The sequence below is a fragment of the Streptomyces sp. NPDC020845 genome, from assembly GCF_044334165.1.
Lineage (GTDB): Bacteria > Actinomycetota > Actinomycetes > Streptomycetales > Streptomycetaceae > Streptomyces.
This window is the reverse complement of sequence record NZ_JBIRSJ010000001.1, coordinates 571,776-590,259: the sequence shown is the minus strand read 5'-3', so window position 1 is coordinate 590,259 and position 18,484 is coordinate 571,776. Positions and strand designations below refer to the sequence as shown.

The following is an 18,484-nucleotide window of genomic DNA, read 5'->3' as shown; positions in this document are numbered from 1 at the left end:
GTCAGTTACCCTCTTCCCAGGTGGCACCCTCAAGGCCAAGGCTGTTGAACGCCATGTCGATCAGATCGTTCTTGTCCATCGCGTCGATCGAGCCGGGCTGGTCGGACCCGTCCGCGTCCTCGGCCCCGTCCCGCGGCGTGGCGGTGGCTCCACCGAGTTCCAGCAGGGTGTCCAGCAGGCCGGCATCGCGCAGCCTGCTGAGCGGGATGCTGGTCAGTACGCGGCGCACCCGCTCCTCGTGTCCCACTGCGTCGGTGTCGGCCGCCTCAGGTACGAGCTCCGAACCCACGAACGTGGCGATGTCCCGCGCGGTGGGGTAGTCGAAGACCAAGGTGGCGGGCAGCCGGAGTCCGGTCGCCGCGTTGAGCTGGTTGCGCAGTTCCACCGCGGTCAGCGAGTCGAGCCCGATTTCACCGAAGTTGCGGTCCGGATCGACCGTCTCGGCCGACCCGTGTCCGAGCACCGTGGCGACATGGCCGCGCACCATGTCGGTCAGCACCCGCGCCCGTTCCTGTGCGTCCAGCCCGGACAGCTGCCGCTTGAGGCCGTCGGCGTCACCGCCGCCCGCGGCCTGTCGGCTCAGCCTGCGCGACGCCGGGACCAACCCGCGCAACAGCGCGGGAATCTCGCCCCTACGAGTACGCAGGGCAGCGGTGTCCACCCGCGAGGCCGTCACCGTCGCCGCCCCGGAGGCCAGCGCCGCGTCGAAGCCCCGCAACCCCTCCGCGACCGACAGCGGTGGCAGACCCTGGCGCCGCAGCCGGGAGATGTCCACCTCGCCGAGCGCCTGACCGGCACCCGCGCCGGACCACAGGCCGAAGGCCACGGAGGTTGCGGGCAGGCCCTCCTCGTGCCGTTGCTGGGCGAGAGCGTCCAGGAACACATTCGCCGCCGCGTAATTCGCCTGACCCGCCGCCGCCACCGAACCACCGATCGACGAGAACAACACAAACGCGGTCAGCGGCATATCCCGAGTCAGCTCATGCAGATGCCACGCCGCATCCACCTTCGGCCGCAGCACTCCATCCCACTGCTCAGCCGTCAACGACCCGACCAAACCGCTGTCACCCACACCGGCCGCATGAATCACGGCGGTCAGCGGACGCTCCGGAGGAACGGAAGCCAGCAGCTGCTCCACCGACGCCCGGTCCGCGACATCACAGCCCGCCACGACCACCGACGCGCCCAGCTCCGCCAGCTCATCCCGCAGCACGTCCGCACCCTGCGCGGCCGGCCCCCGGCGGGAGACCAGCAGCAGATGACGTACGCCGTGTTCTTCCACCAGATGACGGGCCACCACTGCGCCGAGACCGCCGGTGCCACCTGTCACGAGCACCGTTCCGGCACCATCGCCGAACGGCGGCGCACCCGCTTCCGCTGCTTCCCGACGCCTGAACCGAGGTACCAGCGCTTCTCCCTTACGCCATGCCACCTCGGGTTCACCGCCGGCCACCACCGACGGCAGCACCCCCGCCACATCCTCACCCTCCGCCAGATCCAGCAGCACAAAACGCCCCGGATTCTCCGCCTCCGCAGCACGCACCAACCCCCACACCGGAGCCTGCGACACCACCACCCCCTCCCCCGACGACACCGCAACCCCACCCCGCGTCACCACCACCAACCGCGAACCACCCACCAACACACCCCGCACCGCACCCAACACCCGATCCACCACCGACCGCACCACCAACGGCACCTCGTCACCTACGACACCGCCGCAATCCAGCACGACCACCTCGGACTCAGCACCCTCGGCCTCAGCACCCTCGGCCTCAGCAGCCACCACATCCCAGCCGACCCACGACACCTCGCCGCCCGGCTCCACGGCCACCGGACGCCACTCCACCTCCAACAACCCCGCGCCATCCGCCGAACCCAACTGCTCAGCCGTCACCGGACGCCCCACCATCGACCCCACCGACAACACCGGCCGACCACCCTCATCAGCCACCTCCAGCGCCAACGCATCCTTCCCCGGACGCGTCAACCGCACCCGCAACCGCGTCGCACCCGACGCATGCAACGACACCTGATTCCAGACGAAGGGCAGGAAGGTGCCCTCGCCACTGCCGCTTCGGTCGGCGATCACCATGGGTGCGTGCATGGCCGCGTCCAGGAGCGCGGGGTGCAGACCAAAACGGCGCGCGTCCGCATGAGCCGACTCGTCCAACACCACCTCGGCGAACACCTCGTCACCACGCCGCCACGCCGCCCGCAACCCCCGAAACGCCGGACCGTAGTGGAAGCCGAAGTCCCTGAGCCGGTCGTACGCGCCCGCCACGTCGGCCGCGACCGCGCCGGGAGGCGGCCATTGCGTGAGATCGGCGGCCGGGACAACCGACCCCGGCAACACCGTCGCCTCCGCATGCAACACCCACCCCGCATCCTCATCCACCCGCGAAAACACCCGCACCGAACGCCGACCACCAACCCCCTCATCACCCACCACCACCTGCACCTGCACACCACCCCGCTCCGGCACCACCAACGGAGCACCCAACATCAACTCCTCAACCACCCCACAACCCACCTCATCCCCAGCCCGCACCACCAACTCCACAAACCCCGTACCCGGCAACAACACCGCACCCAACACCTCATGATCAACCACCCACCCCTGCCCCTCCCGCGACAACCGACCCGTCAACACCACCCCATCCGAACCCGCCGACACCACCACCGCACCCAACACCGGATGCCCCACCACACCCAACCCCAACGACACCGGATCACCCACACCGCGCCGCCTCTTGGCCCAGTAGCGCTCGTGCTGGAACGGATAGGTGGGCAGGTCGATCCGCCGGGCGCCGCTGTCCGCGAAGAACGCGGACCAGTCCACCGACGCACCGTGGGCATGCAGTCGCCCGAGCGCGGTGAGCGCGGCGGCGGGCTCCGGCCGGTCCTTGCGTACGAGGGGGACGAACACCGCCGTATCGGAGGTCACCGACTCCTGGGCCGCCGCGCTCAAGGAACCGTCCGGGCCCAGCTCCACAAAGCGCGAGACGCCCTGGTCCGCGAGGAAGCGGACGGTGTCGGCGAACCGTACGGTGGCCCGGACATGCCGCACCCAGTACTCGGCGGAGCAGAGGTCTTCCGGGTCCGCGGCCGTGCCCGTGACGCTCGAGACGAGCGGGATCGTGGGCGTGTGGTAGGTCAGCCCCTCGGCCACGGCCCGGAACCGGTCGAGCATCGGCTCCATCAGCACCGAGTGGAACGCATGCGACACCCGCAGCATGCGGGTCCTGCGCCCCTCGGCGCCGAACCGCGCCGCGATCTCGTCGATCACGTCCTTGTCGCCGGACATCACCACCGACCGGGGACCGTTGACCGCTGCGATACTCACTCGGTCACTGACCAGGGCGGACACCTCGTCCTCCGCCACCTGCAGGGCCACCATCGCGCCGCCGGGGGGCAGTTCGGACATCAGCCAGCCGCGGGCGGCCACCAGAGCGCAGGCGTCCGCGAGGGACAGGACACCGGCCACATGCGCGGCGGCGATCTCGCCGATCGAGTGCCCCGCCACGTGGTCCGGCCGCAGGCCCCACGACTCCACCAGCCGGAACAGGGCCACCTCGATGGCGAAGAGCGCGGCCTGGGCGAAGTCGGTGCGGTCGAGCAGCTGGTCGTCCGAGCCCCACAGCACCTCCCGGACGGGTCGGAGAAGGTGGCGGTCCAGCTCGTCGAGCACCGGATCCAGGGCGGCGGCGAACGCGGGGAAGCGGTCGGCCAGTTCCCGCCCCATCCCCAGCCGCTGAGAGCCCTGTCCGGCGAAGAGGAACGCGGTCGAACCGCCCGCACGCGTATCGCCCACGACCAGCGAGGCCGCGGTCTCGCCGCGGGACAGCGCGGTCAGCGCCTGCCGGACGTCCGCCGGATCCTCGGCGAGGACCACAGCGCGGTGTTCGAAGGCCGAGCGCGAGGTGGCCAATGAGTATCCGATGTCCAGCGAACGCGGGCGCGGATCGGCCGAGTCCGCCGAGTAGGCTACGAGGGGCAGCAGCGCGGCTGCCTGTGCCCGCAGCGCCTCCGGCGTCTTGGCCGACAGCAACCACGGCACGAGAACGGGTTCCGGCCGCTCTACGGTGGAGGTGGGCCGTGTCGGCTGGTGCCGGGACGGCGGCGCCTGTTCCAGGATGATGTGTGCGTTCGTTCCGCTGATCCCGAAGGACGACACCGCCGCGCGGCGCGGGCCGCCGGTCTCCGGCCACGGCGTGGGCTCGGTGAGCAGCGCCACGCCGCCGGCCGACCAGTCCACATGGGAGGACGGCTGGTCCACGTGCAGGGTGCGCGGCAGCAGGCCGTGGTGCATCGCCTGCACCATCTTGACCACGCCGGCCACCCCCGCGGCCGCCTGGGTGTGGCCGAGGTTCGACTTGATCGATCCCAGCAGCAGCGGCTGATCGGGGGCGCGGTCCTGTCCGTAGGTGGCCAGGAGCGCCTGGGCCTCGATCGGGTCGCCCAGCGTGGTGCCGGTGCCGTGTCCTTCCACGGCGTCGACGTCGGCGGCCGACAGCCCCGCGCTCGCGAGGGCCTGCCGGATGACCCGCTGCTGCGCGGGGCCGTTGGGGGCGGTCAGACCGTTGGACGCGCCGTCCTGGTTGACGGCGGAGCCGCGGACCAGGGCGAGCACCGGGTGGCCGTTGCGGTGCGCGTCGGACAGCCGCTCCAGGACCACGACGCCGACCCCCTCGGCCCAGCTCACCCCGTCGGCCGCGTCAGCGAAGGACTTGCAGCGGCCGTCGGCGGCCAGGCCGCCCTGCGCTCCGAAGTCGAGGAAGGTCTCCGGGCCGGCCATGACCGTCACACCGCCCGCAAGTGCCATGGAGCACTCGCCCTGCCGCAGCGCCTGGGTGGCGAGATGGAGCGCGACCAGCGACGAGGAGCAGGCGGTGTCCACCGTCAGCGCCGGTCCCTGGAAGCCGAGGGTGTAGGAGATCCGCCCGGAGAGCACGCTCCCGGCCGAGCCAGTGCCGAGGAAGCCCAGGGACTCCGGCGGGAACTCGGCGTCGCCGCTCGCGTAGTCGTGGTACATGATCCCGGCGAAGACGCCGGTGTCGCTGCCGCGCAGGGACAGCGGGTCGAGCCCGGCCCGTTCCAGTGCCTCCCAGGACGTCTCCAGCAGCAGCCGCTGCTGCGGATCCATCGCCAGCGCCTCACGGGGGGAGATGCCGAAGAAGCCCGCGTCGAAGGCGCCCGCGTCGTCGAGGAAGCCGCCTTCCCGGGTGTAGGTGGTGCCCTGGTGTTCGGGGTCGGCGTCGTAAAGGGACTCCAGGTTCCAGCCCCGGTCGTCGGGGAACCCGCAGATCCCTTCCCGGTCCGCGAGGACGAGGTCCCACAGGTCGGCGGGCGACCGTACGCCGCCGGGGTAGCGGCAGCTCATCGAGACGATGGCGATCGGGTCGTCGTCCGCGGGCACGGCCGGGCGCGCCGGTCCGGCCGCGGACGCGGCGGTGTGCACCGCGCTGCCGGGCACCACCAGCTCGTCGTGCAGATGTCCGGCGAGCTCGCGGACCGTCGGATAGTCGAAGATCAAGGTGGCGGACAGCCGCAGCCCGGTCGCCGCGTTGAGGCCGTTGCGCAGTTCGAGTGCGGTGAGCGAGTCGAAGCCGAGGTCCTTGAACGCCTGGTCCTCCTCGATCTGGGAGGTGGCCGCGTATCCGAGGACCGCGGCCACCTGACCGCGCACCAGCTCGAGGAGGATGCGAGGCCGTTCGGTCTCAGCCGCGCCGGCGAGCCGGGCCGCGAGTTCCGTGGGTTCGGGCGCGCCGCGGTGTGCGGCGCGGCGCGCCGGGCCCCGTACGAGATGGCGCAGGAGCGGCGGGACGTCGGACAGCTTCTCAAGGGTCGCCGTGTCGAGCCGGAACGGCGCCACCACGGCGCGGTCGACGGACAGCGCGGCGTCGAGAAGTTCAAGACCCTGCTCGGCGGAGATCATCCGGGTGCCGTGGCGGCTCATCCGATCGAGGTCGGTGTCGGTGAGGGTGCCGGTCATTCCGCCTGGCCGACCTGCCTGGGGCTGCCAAGCACCCCAGGCGAGGGAGACGGCGGGCAGCCCCTGGGCCCGGCGGTGCTGGGCGAGCGCGTCGAGGAAGGTGTTGGCCGCCGCGTAGTTGCCTTGGCCGAGCCCGCCGAGGAGGCCGGCGGCCGCGGAGAAGAGGACGAACGCGGAGAGGTCCCCGGTGAGCTCGTGCAGATTCCACGCGGCGTCGACCTTGGGCCGCAGCACGGTGTCAACCCGCTCCGGGGTGAGCGATTCGATGGTCGCGTCGTCGAGCACCCCCGCCGTGTGCACCACGGCCGTGAGCGGCCGGTCGGCCGGTACGGAGTCGAGCAGGTCCGCCAGTGCGGCCCGGTCGGATACGTCGCAGGCGGCGACGGCGACCTGTGCGCCTTCGGCGGCCAGTTCATCGCACAGCCGGGTGGCGCCGGGCGTGTCGAGGCCGCGCCGACTGGTCAGCAGCAGATGGCGTACGCCGTGTCGGGCCACCAGGTGACGCGCCACCAGGCTGCCGAGGCCGCCGGTGCCGCCGGTGATGAGCACGGTGCCCGCCGCGTCGGCCCAGGACGCCGCCTCCCCGCCGGGGGCGGCGAGTCGCGTCAGTCGGGGGGCGTAGACCTCGCCGCCACGCACGGCGATACGGGGTTCGCCGGACGCCAGCGAGGCGCGGAGCGCAGCGGCATCGGCCGGGCGGCCGTCGGCGCCGGTCAGATCGGTCAGGTCGGCCAAGTCGGCCAGGACGATCCGGCCCGGATGCTCGGCCTGCGCCGAGGCCAGCAGCCCCCACACCGGGGCGAGCGCCGGTGCCACGACGTCCTCGGCGGGCCGAACCGAGACGGCCGCCCGGGTGACCACCACGAGCCGGGAGGCGGTGAATCGTTCGTCGGCCAGCCATTCCTTGACCAGCGCGAGCGTGTCGTACAGCGCCTCGCGCACCGCCGCCGGCAGGTCTCCGGGTGGTGCGGGGCGGTCGACGAGGACGTACGCGGGAGTCGGCGCTCCCTCGTCGACCGCGTCGGCGAGGTCGGCCAGGGTCGGGTGCCGGGCATCGGCGGCGTCGGCCAGCGCGGTCCCTTCGGGACCGATCACCGCCCAGGCCTCGCCGGCCGGTGTGCCCCCGCCGGCCGCCGGTGTGTCCCCGGCGTCGGCCGGTGTCTCTTCGGCCTCGGCGGGTCCGGTGGTCACCGGCAGCCAGTCGACGCCGAACAGCGAGTCGCGCAGCCCGCGGCGCGACATGCCGTCGACCGGGGACGCGGGCCGCAGCACCAGCGAGCCGATGGTGGCGACCGGTTGGCCCGCCGTGTCGGCGGCCAGCACCGACACGCCGTCGGAGCCGGTAGGAGTCAGCCGTACCCGCAGGGACGACGCGCCGACGGCGTGCAGGGCCACGTCCTGCCAGGCGAACGGGATCCGGGCGCCCGGCCCCTGGTCCTGGCGCAGCCCGCCCATGGCGTGCAGGGCGGCGTCCAGCAGCGCCGGGTGCACCCCGAAGGTCTCGGCCGCGGCGTGGTGTTCCCGGTCCAGCTCGATATCGGCGAACACCTCGTCGCCCAGGCGCCACGCCGCGCGCAGCCCCCGGAACGCGGGACCGTAGTCGGAGCCGGCTTCCGCGAGCCGGTCGTAGTAGCCGTCGAGGTCGATCGGGTCCGCGCCGGCCGGTGGCCACGCCGTGAGCGGTTCGGTGGCGGCCTGCCCGCCCGGCGCGAGCGTGCCCACGGCGTGTCGGATCCACTCCGCGCCGTCGTCCGTGTCGCCGGGCCCGTCGTCCGGGCGCGCGTACACGGTCAGCGGCCTGCGGCCGGCCTCGTCCGGGCCGCCCACCAGGATCTGCAGCCGGGCGCCGCCGCCCTCGGGCAGCGGTACGGGCGCGTGGATGGTGAGCTCTTCCAGCAGCGGGCAGCCGACCTCGTGTCCGGCATGCAGGGCCAGTTCGACGAAGGCCGTGCCGGGGAACAGCACCGAACCCGCGATCACATGATCGGCGAGCCAGGGGGTGGCGCGCGTCGACAGGTGGCACGTAAAGACGTGGCCGTCGTCCTCGGCCAGGGCCAGCCGGGCGCCGAGGAGCGGGTGTCGCGCCGGGGTGAGCCCGAGCCGGTCCGCGCCGGGCTCTTCGGGTGGCGGGTTGAGCCAGTAGTGCTCGTTCTGGAAGGCGTAGGTGGGCAACTCGACGTGGTGTGCGCCGGAGCCGGCGAAGACCGCTGCCCAGTCGGGGGACACGCCGTTCACATGGAGCCGGGCCACGGCGGTGAGCAGGGTGCGGGGCTCGGGGCGGCCCTCGCGCAGCAGGGGAATACAGAGCGCGCTCTCACGGCCGATGGACTCCTGCGCCATCGCCGAGAGTGTTCCGTCCGGGCCCAGTTCGACGTACCTGGTGACATCCCGGTCGGCCAGCCAGCGGACACCGTCGTAGAAGCGCACCGTCCGGCGTACGTGGGACACCCAGTACGCGGGGTCGGCCAGCTGCTCGGAGTTCGCCGCCTCGCCGGTGACATCGGAGATCACGGTGATGGCCGGTGGCCCGTACGACAGACCGCGGGCGACCTTCTCGAAGTCGGCCAGCATCGGTTCCATCAGCGGGGAGTGGAAGGCGTGGCTCACCTGGAGCCGCCTGGTCTTGCGGCCCAGGGCGCGGAAGTGGTCCGCGAGCCGGTCGACGGCCTCGGCGTCACCGGAGACCACCACGGACTCGGGCCCGTTGACCGCGGCGACCGCCACCCGTTCGTCCAGCAGCGGCAACACCTCGTCCTCGCGGGCGCGCAGCGCCACCATCGCCCCGTCCCCGGGCAGCGCCTGCATCAGCCGGCCGCGCGCGGCCACGAGAGCACAGGCGTCGGGAAGGTCGAACACCCCCGCCACGTGGGCCGCCGCGAGCTCGCCGATCGAATGGCCCAGGAGGTAGTCGGGGCGTGTTCCCCAGGACTCAAGCAGCCGGAACAGGGCCACTTCCAGGGCGAACAGGCCCGCTTGGGCATACATCGTCCGGTCGAGGAGACTCTGGTCCGCTCCGTGTACGACGCTGTCCAAGGGCTGGTCGAGATGCTTGTCCAGCTCGGCGGCCACGGCGTCCCACGTCTCGGCGAACACGGGGTGGCCGCGGCGGAGTTCCAGGCCCATGCCGATGCGCTGCGCGCCCTGCCCGGTGAACAGGAAGGCCAGGTGACCATCGCCCGCGACGCCCTGGACCACGCCGGGGGCGGGTGCGCCGGGGGCGGGTGCGCCCTCGGCGAGGGCGGTGAGGGCGGTCCGCAGTTCGTCCCGGTCGGCGGCGACCACGGCCGCCCGGTGCTGGAGCGTGGCCCGGGTCGTCGCCAGGGACAGGCCGATATCGGCGGTGGCGGTGTCGGGGTGGGCGTCCAGGTGTGCCAGCAGACGACCGGCCTGTGCCCGCAGGGCCTGGCCGGTACGCGCCGACAGCGGGTAGGCGAGCACGGGAGGCGCCGCGGCCGAGGCCGGCGCCGGTGCCGAGGCGGCCACCGGGGGTTCGGCCGGCACGGATGGCTCCGCGGGCGCAGATGGCTCGGCAGACACGGGCGGCTCGGCGAGCTGCGGGGCCTGCTCGACGATGAGGTGTGCGTTGGTACCGCTGACCCCGAAGGACGACACTCCGGCGCGGCGGGGCCGCCCCGTCAGCGGCCACGGGCGCGCCTCCGCCAGCAGCGACACCGCTCCGCCGGTCCAGTCCACGGCGGGCGTCGGCTCGTCGATGTGCAGCGACTTCGGCAGCAGGCCGTGCTCGATGGCCAGCACCATCTTCATGACGCCCGCCACGCCCGCGGCCGCCTGGGTGTGGCCCATGTTGGACTTGATCGAGCCGAGCCACAGCGGATCGGCGGTACGGCCCTGGCCGTACGTGGCCAGCAGCGCCTCCGCCTCGATCGGGTCGCCCAGCGGGGTGGCGGTGCCGTGCGCCTCCACCGCGTCCACGTCGTCGGTGGTCAGCCCGGCACTCGTCAGAGCGGCGAGGATGGCCCGCTCCTGCGCGGGCCCGTTGGGCGCGGTCAGGCCGTTCGACGCGCCGTCCTGGTTCACCGCGCTGCCGCTGATCACAGCGAGTACGCGATGCCCGTTGGCGCGGGCGTCGGCCAGCCGCTCCAGCACGAGGATCCCGGCGCCCTCCCCCCACGCGGTGCCGCTCGCCCCTGCCGCGAAGGTACGGCAGCGGCCGTCCGCGGCCAGCCCGCCCTGCCTGCTGAACCCGATGAACAGGCCGGGGTCGGCCATCACCGTCGCGCCACCGGCCAAGGCGATCGAGCACTCGCCCTGGCGCAGCGCCTGCGCGGCCAGGTGCAGCGAGACCAGGGACGATGAGCACGCGGTGTCCACGGTGAGCGCCGGGCCCTCGAGGCCCAGTACGTATGACACCCGCCCGGACAGCGCGCTGGAGGTGGTGGCGGTGGTCATGTAGTCCACCGCGCCCTCGCTGCGGGCCGCGAGCCGGCCGTAGCCCTGGCCGTTGCTGCCGACGAACACGCCGGTACGGCTGCCGCGCAGCGACAGGGGATCGATCTGGGCTCTTTCCAGGGCCTCCCAGCACACTTCGAGCAGCAGCCGCTGCTGGGGGTCCATCACCAGCGCTTCGCGCGGGGAGATCCCGAAGAACGCGGGGTCGAAGCCCCCTACGTCCGTGAGGAATCCGCCCTCGCGGACGTAGGAGGTGCCCCGTTGCCGCTCCTCCGGGTCGTACACCGCGTCGGTGTCCCAGCCCCGGTCGGCCGGGAAGGGCGAGATGGCGTCCCGCCCCTCGGCCAGCAGTTCCCACAGCGACTCGGGGCCGTCCACTCCGCCGGGGAAGCGGCATCCCATGCCCACGATGGCGACCGGCTCATGCCGCCCGGACTCGGCTTCACGCAGGCGCTGCCGGGTCTCATGGAGGTCGGCGGTCACCCTCTTGAGAAAGTAACGGAGCTTGTCTTCGTTTTCCATCTGAATCTCTCTCAATTCAATGGCCGCGGTGTCGGGGAGGGATGCCGGTGTCAGGAGATGCCGAACTCCTTGCCGATGAAGTCGAACACCTCCTCGTCGGACGCCTGGAGCAGCTGCTCGTCGACTCCGCCCGGGCCACCGTCCAGGTCCTCGTCGCCCCACTGGGCGAGCAGCTTGGTCAGCCGTTCCCGGACCTGGAGTCGGGTCTCCCGGTGGGTGGTGGCGGTGGCCAGCGTGGCCTCCAGCCGGTCGATCTCGGCGAGCACCTGGCCCTGGCCGCCCGCGCCACCGGCCGTGGCCGTGGCCGTGTCGTCCGCCGTGCCGGCCGGCAGCAACTGCTCCAGCAGGTGCTGCGAGAGCGCGGTCGGGCTCGGGTAGTCGAACACCAGCGCCCGCTTCAGCCGCAGCTGCGTGGCGGCGGCCAGCCGGTTGCTGAACTCCACCGCGGTCAGCGAGTCGAAGCCGAGGTCGCGGAACGGCACGCCGGACTCGACCGCGTCGGCCGAGTCGTACCCGAGCACCGCCGCGGCCGTCTTACGTACGAGCCCCACGACGGCCGAGACACGCTCCGGCTCGGGCATCCGCGCCAGCCGCTCACGCAGCGACTCGCCGGCCCCGTCGGTGGCCTCGTCGGACACCGCCCGCATGGCGCGCCGGGCCTCGGGGATCTCGCTCAGCAGCGGGCTCGGCCGGACCGCGCTGAAGGTCGGCGCGAACCGGTCCCATGCGAGGGCCGAGACGAAGGCGGTCGGCTCCACGCCGGTGACCAACTGGGCCAGCGCCACCACCGCGAGCTGCGGGTCCATCGCGAGCACACCGGCTCGCTGGGACACCGCCTCCACCGGGGTGTCGGCGGCCATTCCGGCGCCGGCCCACAGACCCCACGCCACCGAGGTGGCGGCGAGGCCATCGGCGCGGCGCCGCTCGGCCAGGGCGTCGAGTACGGCGTTGGCCGCGGCGTAGTTCGCCTGGCCACGGCTGCCGAGCGCACCGGAGGACGAGGCGAACAGGGCGAACACCGCCAGGTCCAGATCGCGGGTCAGCTCGTCCAGCAGCAGCGCCGACGCCACCTTCGAGCGGAAGACCGGCTCGTAGCGCTCGGGGGTGAGCCCGTCCATCAGGCCGTCGTCGAGCACACCTGCCGTGTGAACGACGCCGGTCAGCGGGTGCTCGGCCGGGACGGTGGCCAAGAGGGCGGCCAGCGCGTCCCGGTCGGCCACGTCGCATGCGGCGATGGTGACCCGGGCGCCCAGGGCGCTCAGCTCGGCGCGCAGTTCGTCCGCGCCGGGGGCGTCGGGGCCACGACGGCTGGTCAGCAGCAGATGCTCGGCGCCGTTGCCGGCCAGCCACCGGGCGACGTGTCCGCCCAGCGCTCCCGTGCCGCCGGTGATGAGGACCGTACCGCTGGGCTGCCACGGCTGGTCCGACGCCTCGGCCGGGGCCTGCACCATCCGCCTGCCGAACACGCCGGTGGAGCGGATCGCGAGCTGGTCCTCCCCCGCGGGGGCGGCCAGCGCACCCGCGAAGCGGCCGATGATCCGGTCGTCCAGGTCGGCGGGCAGGTCGATCAGGCCGCCCCAGCTGCGCGGGTACTCCAGTGCCGCGACCCGGCCAAGGCCCCAGACGGCGTTCTGCAGCGGGGCCGTCGCCCGGTCCGAGTGGCCCAGCGACACCGCGCCCCGGGTGACCGCCCACACCGGCGCCTCGATCCCCGCGTCGCCCAGGGCCTGCATCAGGGTCGCGGTCAGCACCACTCCGGCCGGGACCGACGGGTGCTCGGGAAGGGCCGATTCACTCAGCGCCAGCAGCGACAGCACACCCGCGAACTCCGCGCCGCCCGGGCCGCCTGGGCCACCCACGCCGTCCGGGCCACCGACGCGATGGGCGACGTAGGACGCCAGTCGGTCGGCCAGTGCGGCGCGATCGGCGTCCCCGACCTCCAGCCGCACCGCGCCGGCTCCCGCCGCGTCCGCCAGGGCGGACACCCACGGGTCGTCGGCCAGGCCCTGCGGTACGACCACCAGCCAGGTGCCCGACGGGGCGGCGGCCTGCGCGGTCACGGGCTTCCATATGGTCCGGTAGCGCCAACCGTCGACCGTGGAACGCTCGCGCCGCTGCTGCCGCCACGACGACAGCGCGGGCAGCACGGCGCCGAGCGAGTCGGTGTCGACCTCCAGCCGCGCGGCCAGGGACTCCAGCTCCTCCTCTTCGACGGCGGCCCAGAACTCCGCGTCCACCGCTTCCTTGTCACCGGGCAGCGGCTCGGTCTCGGCCGCCTCGGGCCAGAACCGCTGCCGCTGGAACGCGTAGGTCGGCAGTTCGATACGGCGTGCGCCGGTCGCGGTGAAGAAACCGGCCCAGCCGGTGTGCACACCACGGACGAAGAGCTCGGCCAGCGACAGGGCGAAGCGGTCCAGTCCCCCCTGGTCACGGCGCAGCGTGCCGGCGACCACGGCGGTCTCGTCGACGTCGTCGACGGTCTCCTGGACCGCGACGGTGAGTACGGGATGGGCGCTGATCTCGATGAACGCCCGATGGCGCCGGGCCAGCAGCTCCCGTACGGCGGGCTCGAAGCCCACCGTCCGCCGCAGATTGCGGTACCAGTAGTCCGCGCCCAGCTCACCACCTTCGAGCCACTGTCCGGTCACCGTGGACAGGAACGGGACCTCCGCTGTGCGCGGAGCGACCGGCGCGAGCTCCGCCAGCAGCTCCTCGTGAAGCTCCTCGACGTGGGCGGAGTGGGAGGCGTAGTCCACGGCGATCCGCCGGATACGTACCTCCTCGCCCGTCAGCTCCTCGACCAGCTCATCCAGGGCCTGCTGGTCACCCGACACCACGACCGACTGGGGGCCGTTCACGGCCGCGATCGACACCCGGCCGTCCCAGCGCTCCAGCCGCGCCTCGACCTCGGCGACCGGCAGCGGCACCGACGCCATACCACCGGCACCGGCAAGCCGGCGCGCGATGGCCTGGCTGCGCAGTGCGACCACCCGGGCGCCGTCCTCCAGCGACAGCGCACCCGCGACACACGCGGCGGCGATCTCACCCTGCGAGTGCCCCACCACCGCGTCCGGCTCCACTCCATGCGAACGCCACATGGCCGCGAGCGAGACCATCACCGCCCACGACACCGGCTGCACCACATCAACCCGCTCCAGCGACGGCGCACCCTCAACCTGCCGTACGACGTCCATCAGCGACCAGTCGATGAACGGCGCCAGAGCCGCAGCACACTCGGCCAGCCGTTCCGCGAACACCGGGGACTCGTCCAACAACCGGGCACCCATACCCGCCCACTGCGAACCCTGCCCCGGGAAGACGAACACCGACTTCCCCTCGACGTCGGCAACCCCACGCACCACACCCACCGCGGGATCGTCATCGCCCAGAGCACGCAGGCCCGACAGCAACTCCTCACGGTCACCACCGACCACCACCGCCCGGTGCTCCAACACCGACCGGGTGGAGAGCAGCGAGTGGCCGATGTCGGTCGGCGTCGCCTCGGGGTGGCTCTCCGCGTGGGACAGCAGGCTGATCGCCTGTCCACGCAGCGCCTCGGCCGTCCTCGCCGACACCACCCACGGCACCGTTACCGCGTCGACGGCGGGAGCGTCGTCGTCCGCGCTCTCGGCGGCCACCGCGTCCTCGGGCGCCTGCTCCAGGATGGCGTGGGCGTTGGTGCCGCTCATGCCGAAGGAGGAGACACCGGCCCGGCGCGGACGCCCGTGCTCCGGCCACTCCACGGCCTCGGTCAGCAGCTCAACCGCACCACTGGCCCAGTCCACATGCGTGGACGGCGCGTCCACGTGGAGCGTCTTGGGGAGCGTCCCGTGACGCATCGCCATCACCATCTTGATCACACCGGCGACGCCCGAAGCGGACTGGGTGTGGCCTATGTTCGACTTGATGGAGCCGAGCCGCAGGGGCAGCTCACGGTCCCGTCCGTAGGTGGCGAGCAGCGCCTGGGCCTCGATCGGGTCACCCAGCGTGGTGCCCGTACCGTGCGCCTCGACCGCGTCCACCTCCGCCGGGGCCAGACCGGCGTTGGCCAGCGCCTGACGGATCACCCGCTGCTGCGACGGACCGTTCGGCGCCGTCAGACCATTCGACGCACCGTCCTGATTCACCGCCGAACCCCGCACCACCGCAAGCACCTCATGCCCGTTGCGCCGCGCATCCGACAGCCGCTCAAGCACCACCAGGCCGACACCCTCCGACCAGCCGGTCCCGTCGGCACCCTCCGCGAAGGACTTGCACCGGCCGTCCTGCGCCAGTCCGCCCTGCTGCCGGAACTCCGCGAACCCGGCCGGGCTGGACATCACCGTCACACCACCGGCCAGGGCCAGGGAGCATTCGCCGCCACGCAGCGCCTGCATCGCCATATGCATCGCCACCAGGGAGGAGGAGCACGCGGTGTCCACCGTGACCGCCGGGCCCTCCAGGCCGAAGGTGTACGACAGCCGGCCGGACACCACGCTCGTCGCCTGGCCGGTCATCATGTGGCCAAGCGACTCCTGGGGGGCGACATAGCCGCCGCCGGTGGCGCCGATGAAGACGCCCGCGTCGCTGCCGCGCAGCCCCGCCGGGTCGATTCCGGCCCGCTCGAACACCTCCCACGCGGACTCCAGCAGCAGCCGCTGCTGCGGGTCCATCGCCAGCGCCTCACGCGGTGAGATGCCGAAGAACCGGGCGTCGAACTCGGTGGCGTCGTGGACGAATCCGCCCTCGAAAGCGGTGTCCGCGTCGAGGTTCCAGCCCCGGTCGGCCGGGAACGGCGAGATCGCGTCGCGCCCCTCGGTCACCAGGCGCCACAGGTCCTCGGGCGACCGGACGCCGCCCGGGTAGCGGCAGCTCATCCCGACGATCGCGATCGGGTCGTCCACGATACCGATGGAGGCGGCGGGGAGGGCCGCGCCGCCCGGGTCGGGCCGCTCCCCGAGCAGTTCGGCGCGGAGGTGGTCGACGAGCGCTGCCGGGGACGGGTAGTCGAAGACCAGGGTGGTGGGCAGGGGCAGGCCGGTCGCGGTGGCGAGCCGATTGCGCAGTTCCACCGCCGTCAGCGAGTCGAAGCCGAGGTCCTTGAAGGCCCGGTCCGCCTCGATGGCGTCCCCGCCCGAGTGGCCGAGCACCAGGGCCACCTGCTCCCGGACGACGCCGAGCAGCGCGTCGAGCCGTTCGTCGTCGTCCGCCATGGCCCGCAGCCGTCCGCGCAGCGAGGCCAGCGACGCGTCGTCGTACCGCGTGGGCACGTCCGCGGTGAGCGCGCGGCGTACCGCGGGCAGGTCGCGCAGCAGCGCGCTCGGCCGGGCCAGGGTGAAGGCGGGGGCGAACTGGTCCCAGTCGACGTCGGCGACCGCGACGGTCACGTCCCGGTTCCGCAGGGCGCTGCTCAGCCCGGCGATGGCGGTCTCCGCTGCCATGAGGATCAGTCCGCGGCGCGCCAGATAGTCCTGGGCACCGTCGGCCGCCGCCATTCCGCCGTCGGCCCACGCGCCCCAGGCCACGGATGTCGCCGTCAGCCTCCGGGCCGTACGAGCCTCGGCCAGCGCGTCCAGATAGGCGTTGGCCGCGCCGTACGCGCCCTGTCCGCCGCTGCCCCAGGTGGCGGCGACCGAGGAGAAGAGCACGAAGAAGTCCAGGTCACGGTCGCCGAGCAGCGAGTCGAGATTGGCCGCGCCGACGACCTTGGCGGTCATCACCTCGGCCGTCTCGGCGTCGCTCGCGCCGTCCAGCGGCGCGGCGGCCTGGGCGATGCCCGCGGTGTGTACGACGCCTGTCAGGGGGCTGTCGTCGGGGATGCCGGCCAGCACGGCCGCCAGCGCCTCCCGGTCGGACACGTCGCAGGCGGCGATCGTGACCCGTGCGCCCAACTCGTTGAGTTCATGGCGCAGTTCGCGGGCGCCGGGGGCGTCGGGGCCACGACGGCTGGTCAGCACCAGGTGCTCGGCACCGCAGCGGGCGAGCCAGCGGGCCACATGGCCGCCCAGACCGCCGGTGCCACCGGTGATCAGGACCGTTCCGGTGGCGGTGAAGCCGGTCTCGTCCACGTCCAGTTCAGCCGGGCAGGGGACGACGCGCCGACCGAAGAGGCCGGAGGACCGCACCGCGATCTGATCCTCGTCACCGGCGCCGGACAGCACGGCGGCCAGCCGTCGGCCGACGGGCCGGTCCAGGGTGCCGGGCAGGTCGATGAGCCCGCCCCAGCGCCCCGGGTACTCCAGCGCCGCGACCCGGCCGAGGCCCCAGACGGCGGCCTGGGCCGGGCTCGGTGCGGTGTCCGAGCGGCTCACCGACACCGCGCCCCGGGTGGCGGCCCACAGCGGCGACTCGATGCCCGCGTCGCCCAGCGCCTGCACCAAAGTGGTCGTCAGGGCCACGCCCGCCGGTACGCCCGAGTATCCGTCGACGGCGTGCTCGTACGCTCCGAGCAGGGAGAGTACGCCCGCGAACGGGCCCGATTCCGCCGCCACCTCACGCAGCCGGTCGGCCAGTGCGGCGCGGTCCGGCTCGGTGATCTCGACACGTACCGCCGGGGTGGGCGTGGCCTCGGCCACGGAGGTCACCCATGCGTCGTCCGCCTGGTCGGCCGGGACGACCACGAGCCAGCTGCCGCGCTGGGCCTGGGGGGTCGGGTCGGCCAGCGGTGTCCAGCTGACCCGGTAGCGCCAGGCGTCCACGACCGACTGCTCACGCCGGCGGCGGCGCCAAGTGGTCAGCGCGGGAAGCACCGCGCCGAGCGAGTCGCCGTCGACCTCCAGCCGCGAGGCCAGCAACTCCAGGTCCTCCCCCTCGACCACGGCCCAGAAGTCCGCGTCCGCGTCCGTGAGGTCGGCGTCAGCGGCGGGTGCCGGTGCCAGAACCTCCGGCCAGTAGCGCTGGTGCTGGAAGGCGTAGGTCGGGAGGTCGATCCGGTGGGCACCGGTGCCCGCGAAGAACGCCGGCCAGTCGACCTCCACCCCGTGGGCGTACAGCCGGGCCAGCGCGGTGACCACCGCCCGCTCCTCCTCCGCACCCTTCCGCAGCGCGGAGGCCACCACGGTGGCGGCCGGGGACTGCGCCGAGAGGCTTTCCTGAGCCATCGCCGACAGCACACCATCGGGGCCGATCTCCAGATACGCGCTCACGCCACGCCCATCCAGCCAGCGCACCCCATCGGCGAACCGCACGGCCTCGCGCACCTGCCGCACCCAGTACTCCGGCGCACCCACCAGCTCCGCCGTGACCGGCTCACCGGTCAGGCCGGATACCAGTGGCACCACCGGGGCGCCATAGGCCAGGCCCCGGGCCACCCGCCCGAATTCCGCCACCATCCCGTCCATCAGAACCGAGTGAAACGCATGCGAGACCCGCAAACGCCTAGTCTTACGGCCCTCTTCCGCAAACCGGGTGGCGATGTCCAGCACGGGAGCCTCTTCGCCGGAGATCACCACCGAACGCGGCCCGTTCACCGCGGCGATCGACACCCTCTCCCCGAGGTACGGAGTGACCTCATCCTCGGTCGCCTGGAGGGACACCATCGCCCCGCCCGACGGCAGCTCGCCCATCAGCCGGGCCCGC

General features: G+C 73.0%; 2 protein-coding genes (1 of these 2 running past the window's edge). Both read right to left on the bottom strand.

Features of this window, described 5'->3' with window-relative positions:
* Position 1 precedes the first annotated feature (1 nt).
* Positions 2 to 10,927: a type I polyketide synthase gene (locus ACH4U7_RS01990; RefSeq protein WP_398526081.1), complete on the bottom strand. Its 10,926-nt coding sequence runs from the start codon at positions 10,925 to 10,927 to the stop codon at positions 2 to 4.
* A 50-nt stretch (positions 10,928 to 10,977) separates the two neighbouring features.
* On the bottom strand, positions 10,978 to 18,484 hold the end of the coding sequence (locus ACH4U7_RS01985; protein WP_398526080.1) for a type I polyketide synthase. Its footprint extends 25,103 nt past the window's final position; only the last 7,507 of its 32,610 coding nucleotides appear in the window; its start codon lies off the right edge, out of view; its stop codon occupies positions 10,978 to 10,980.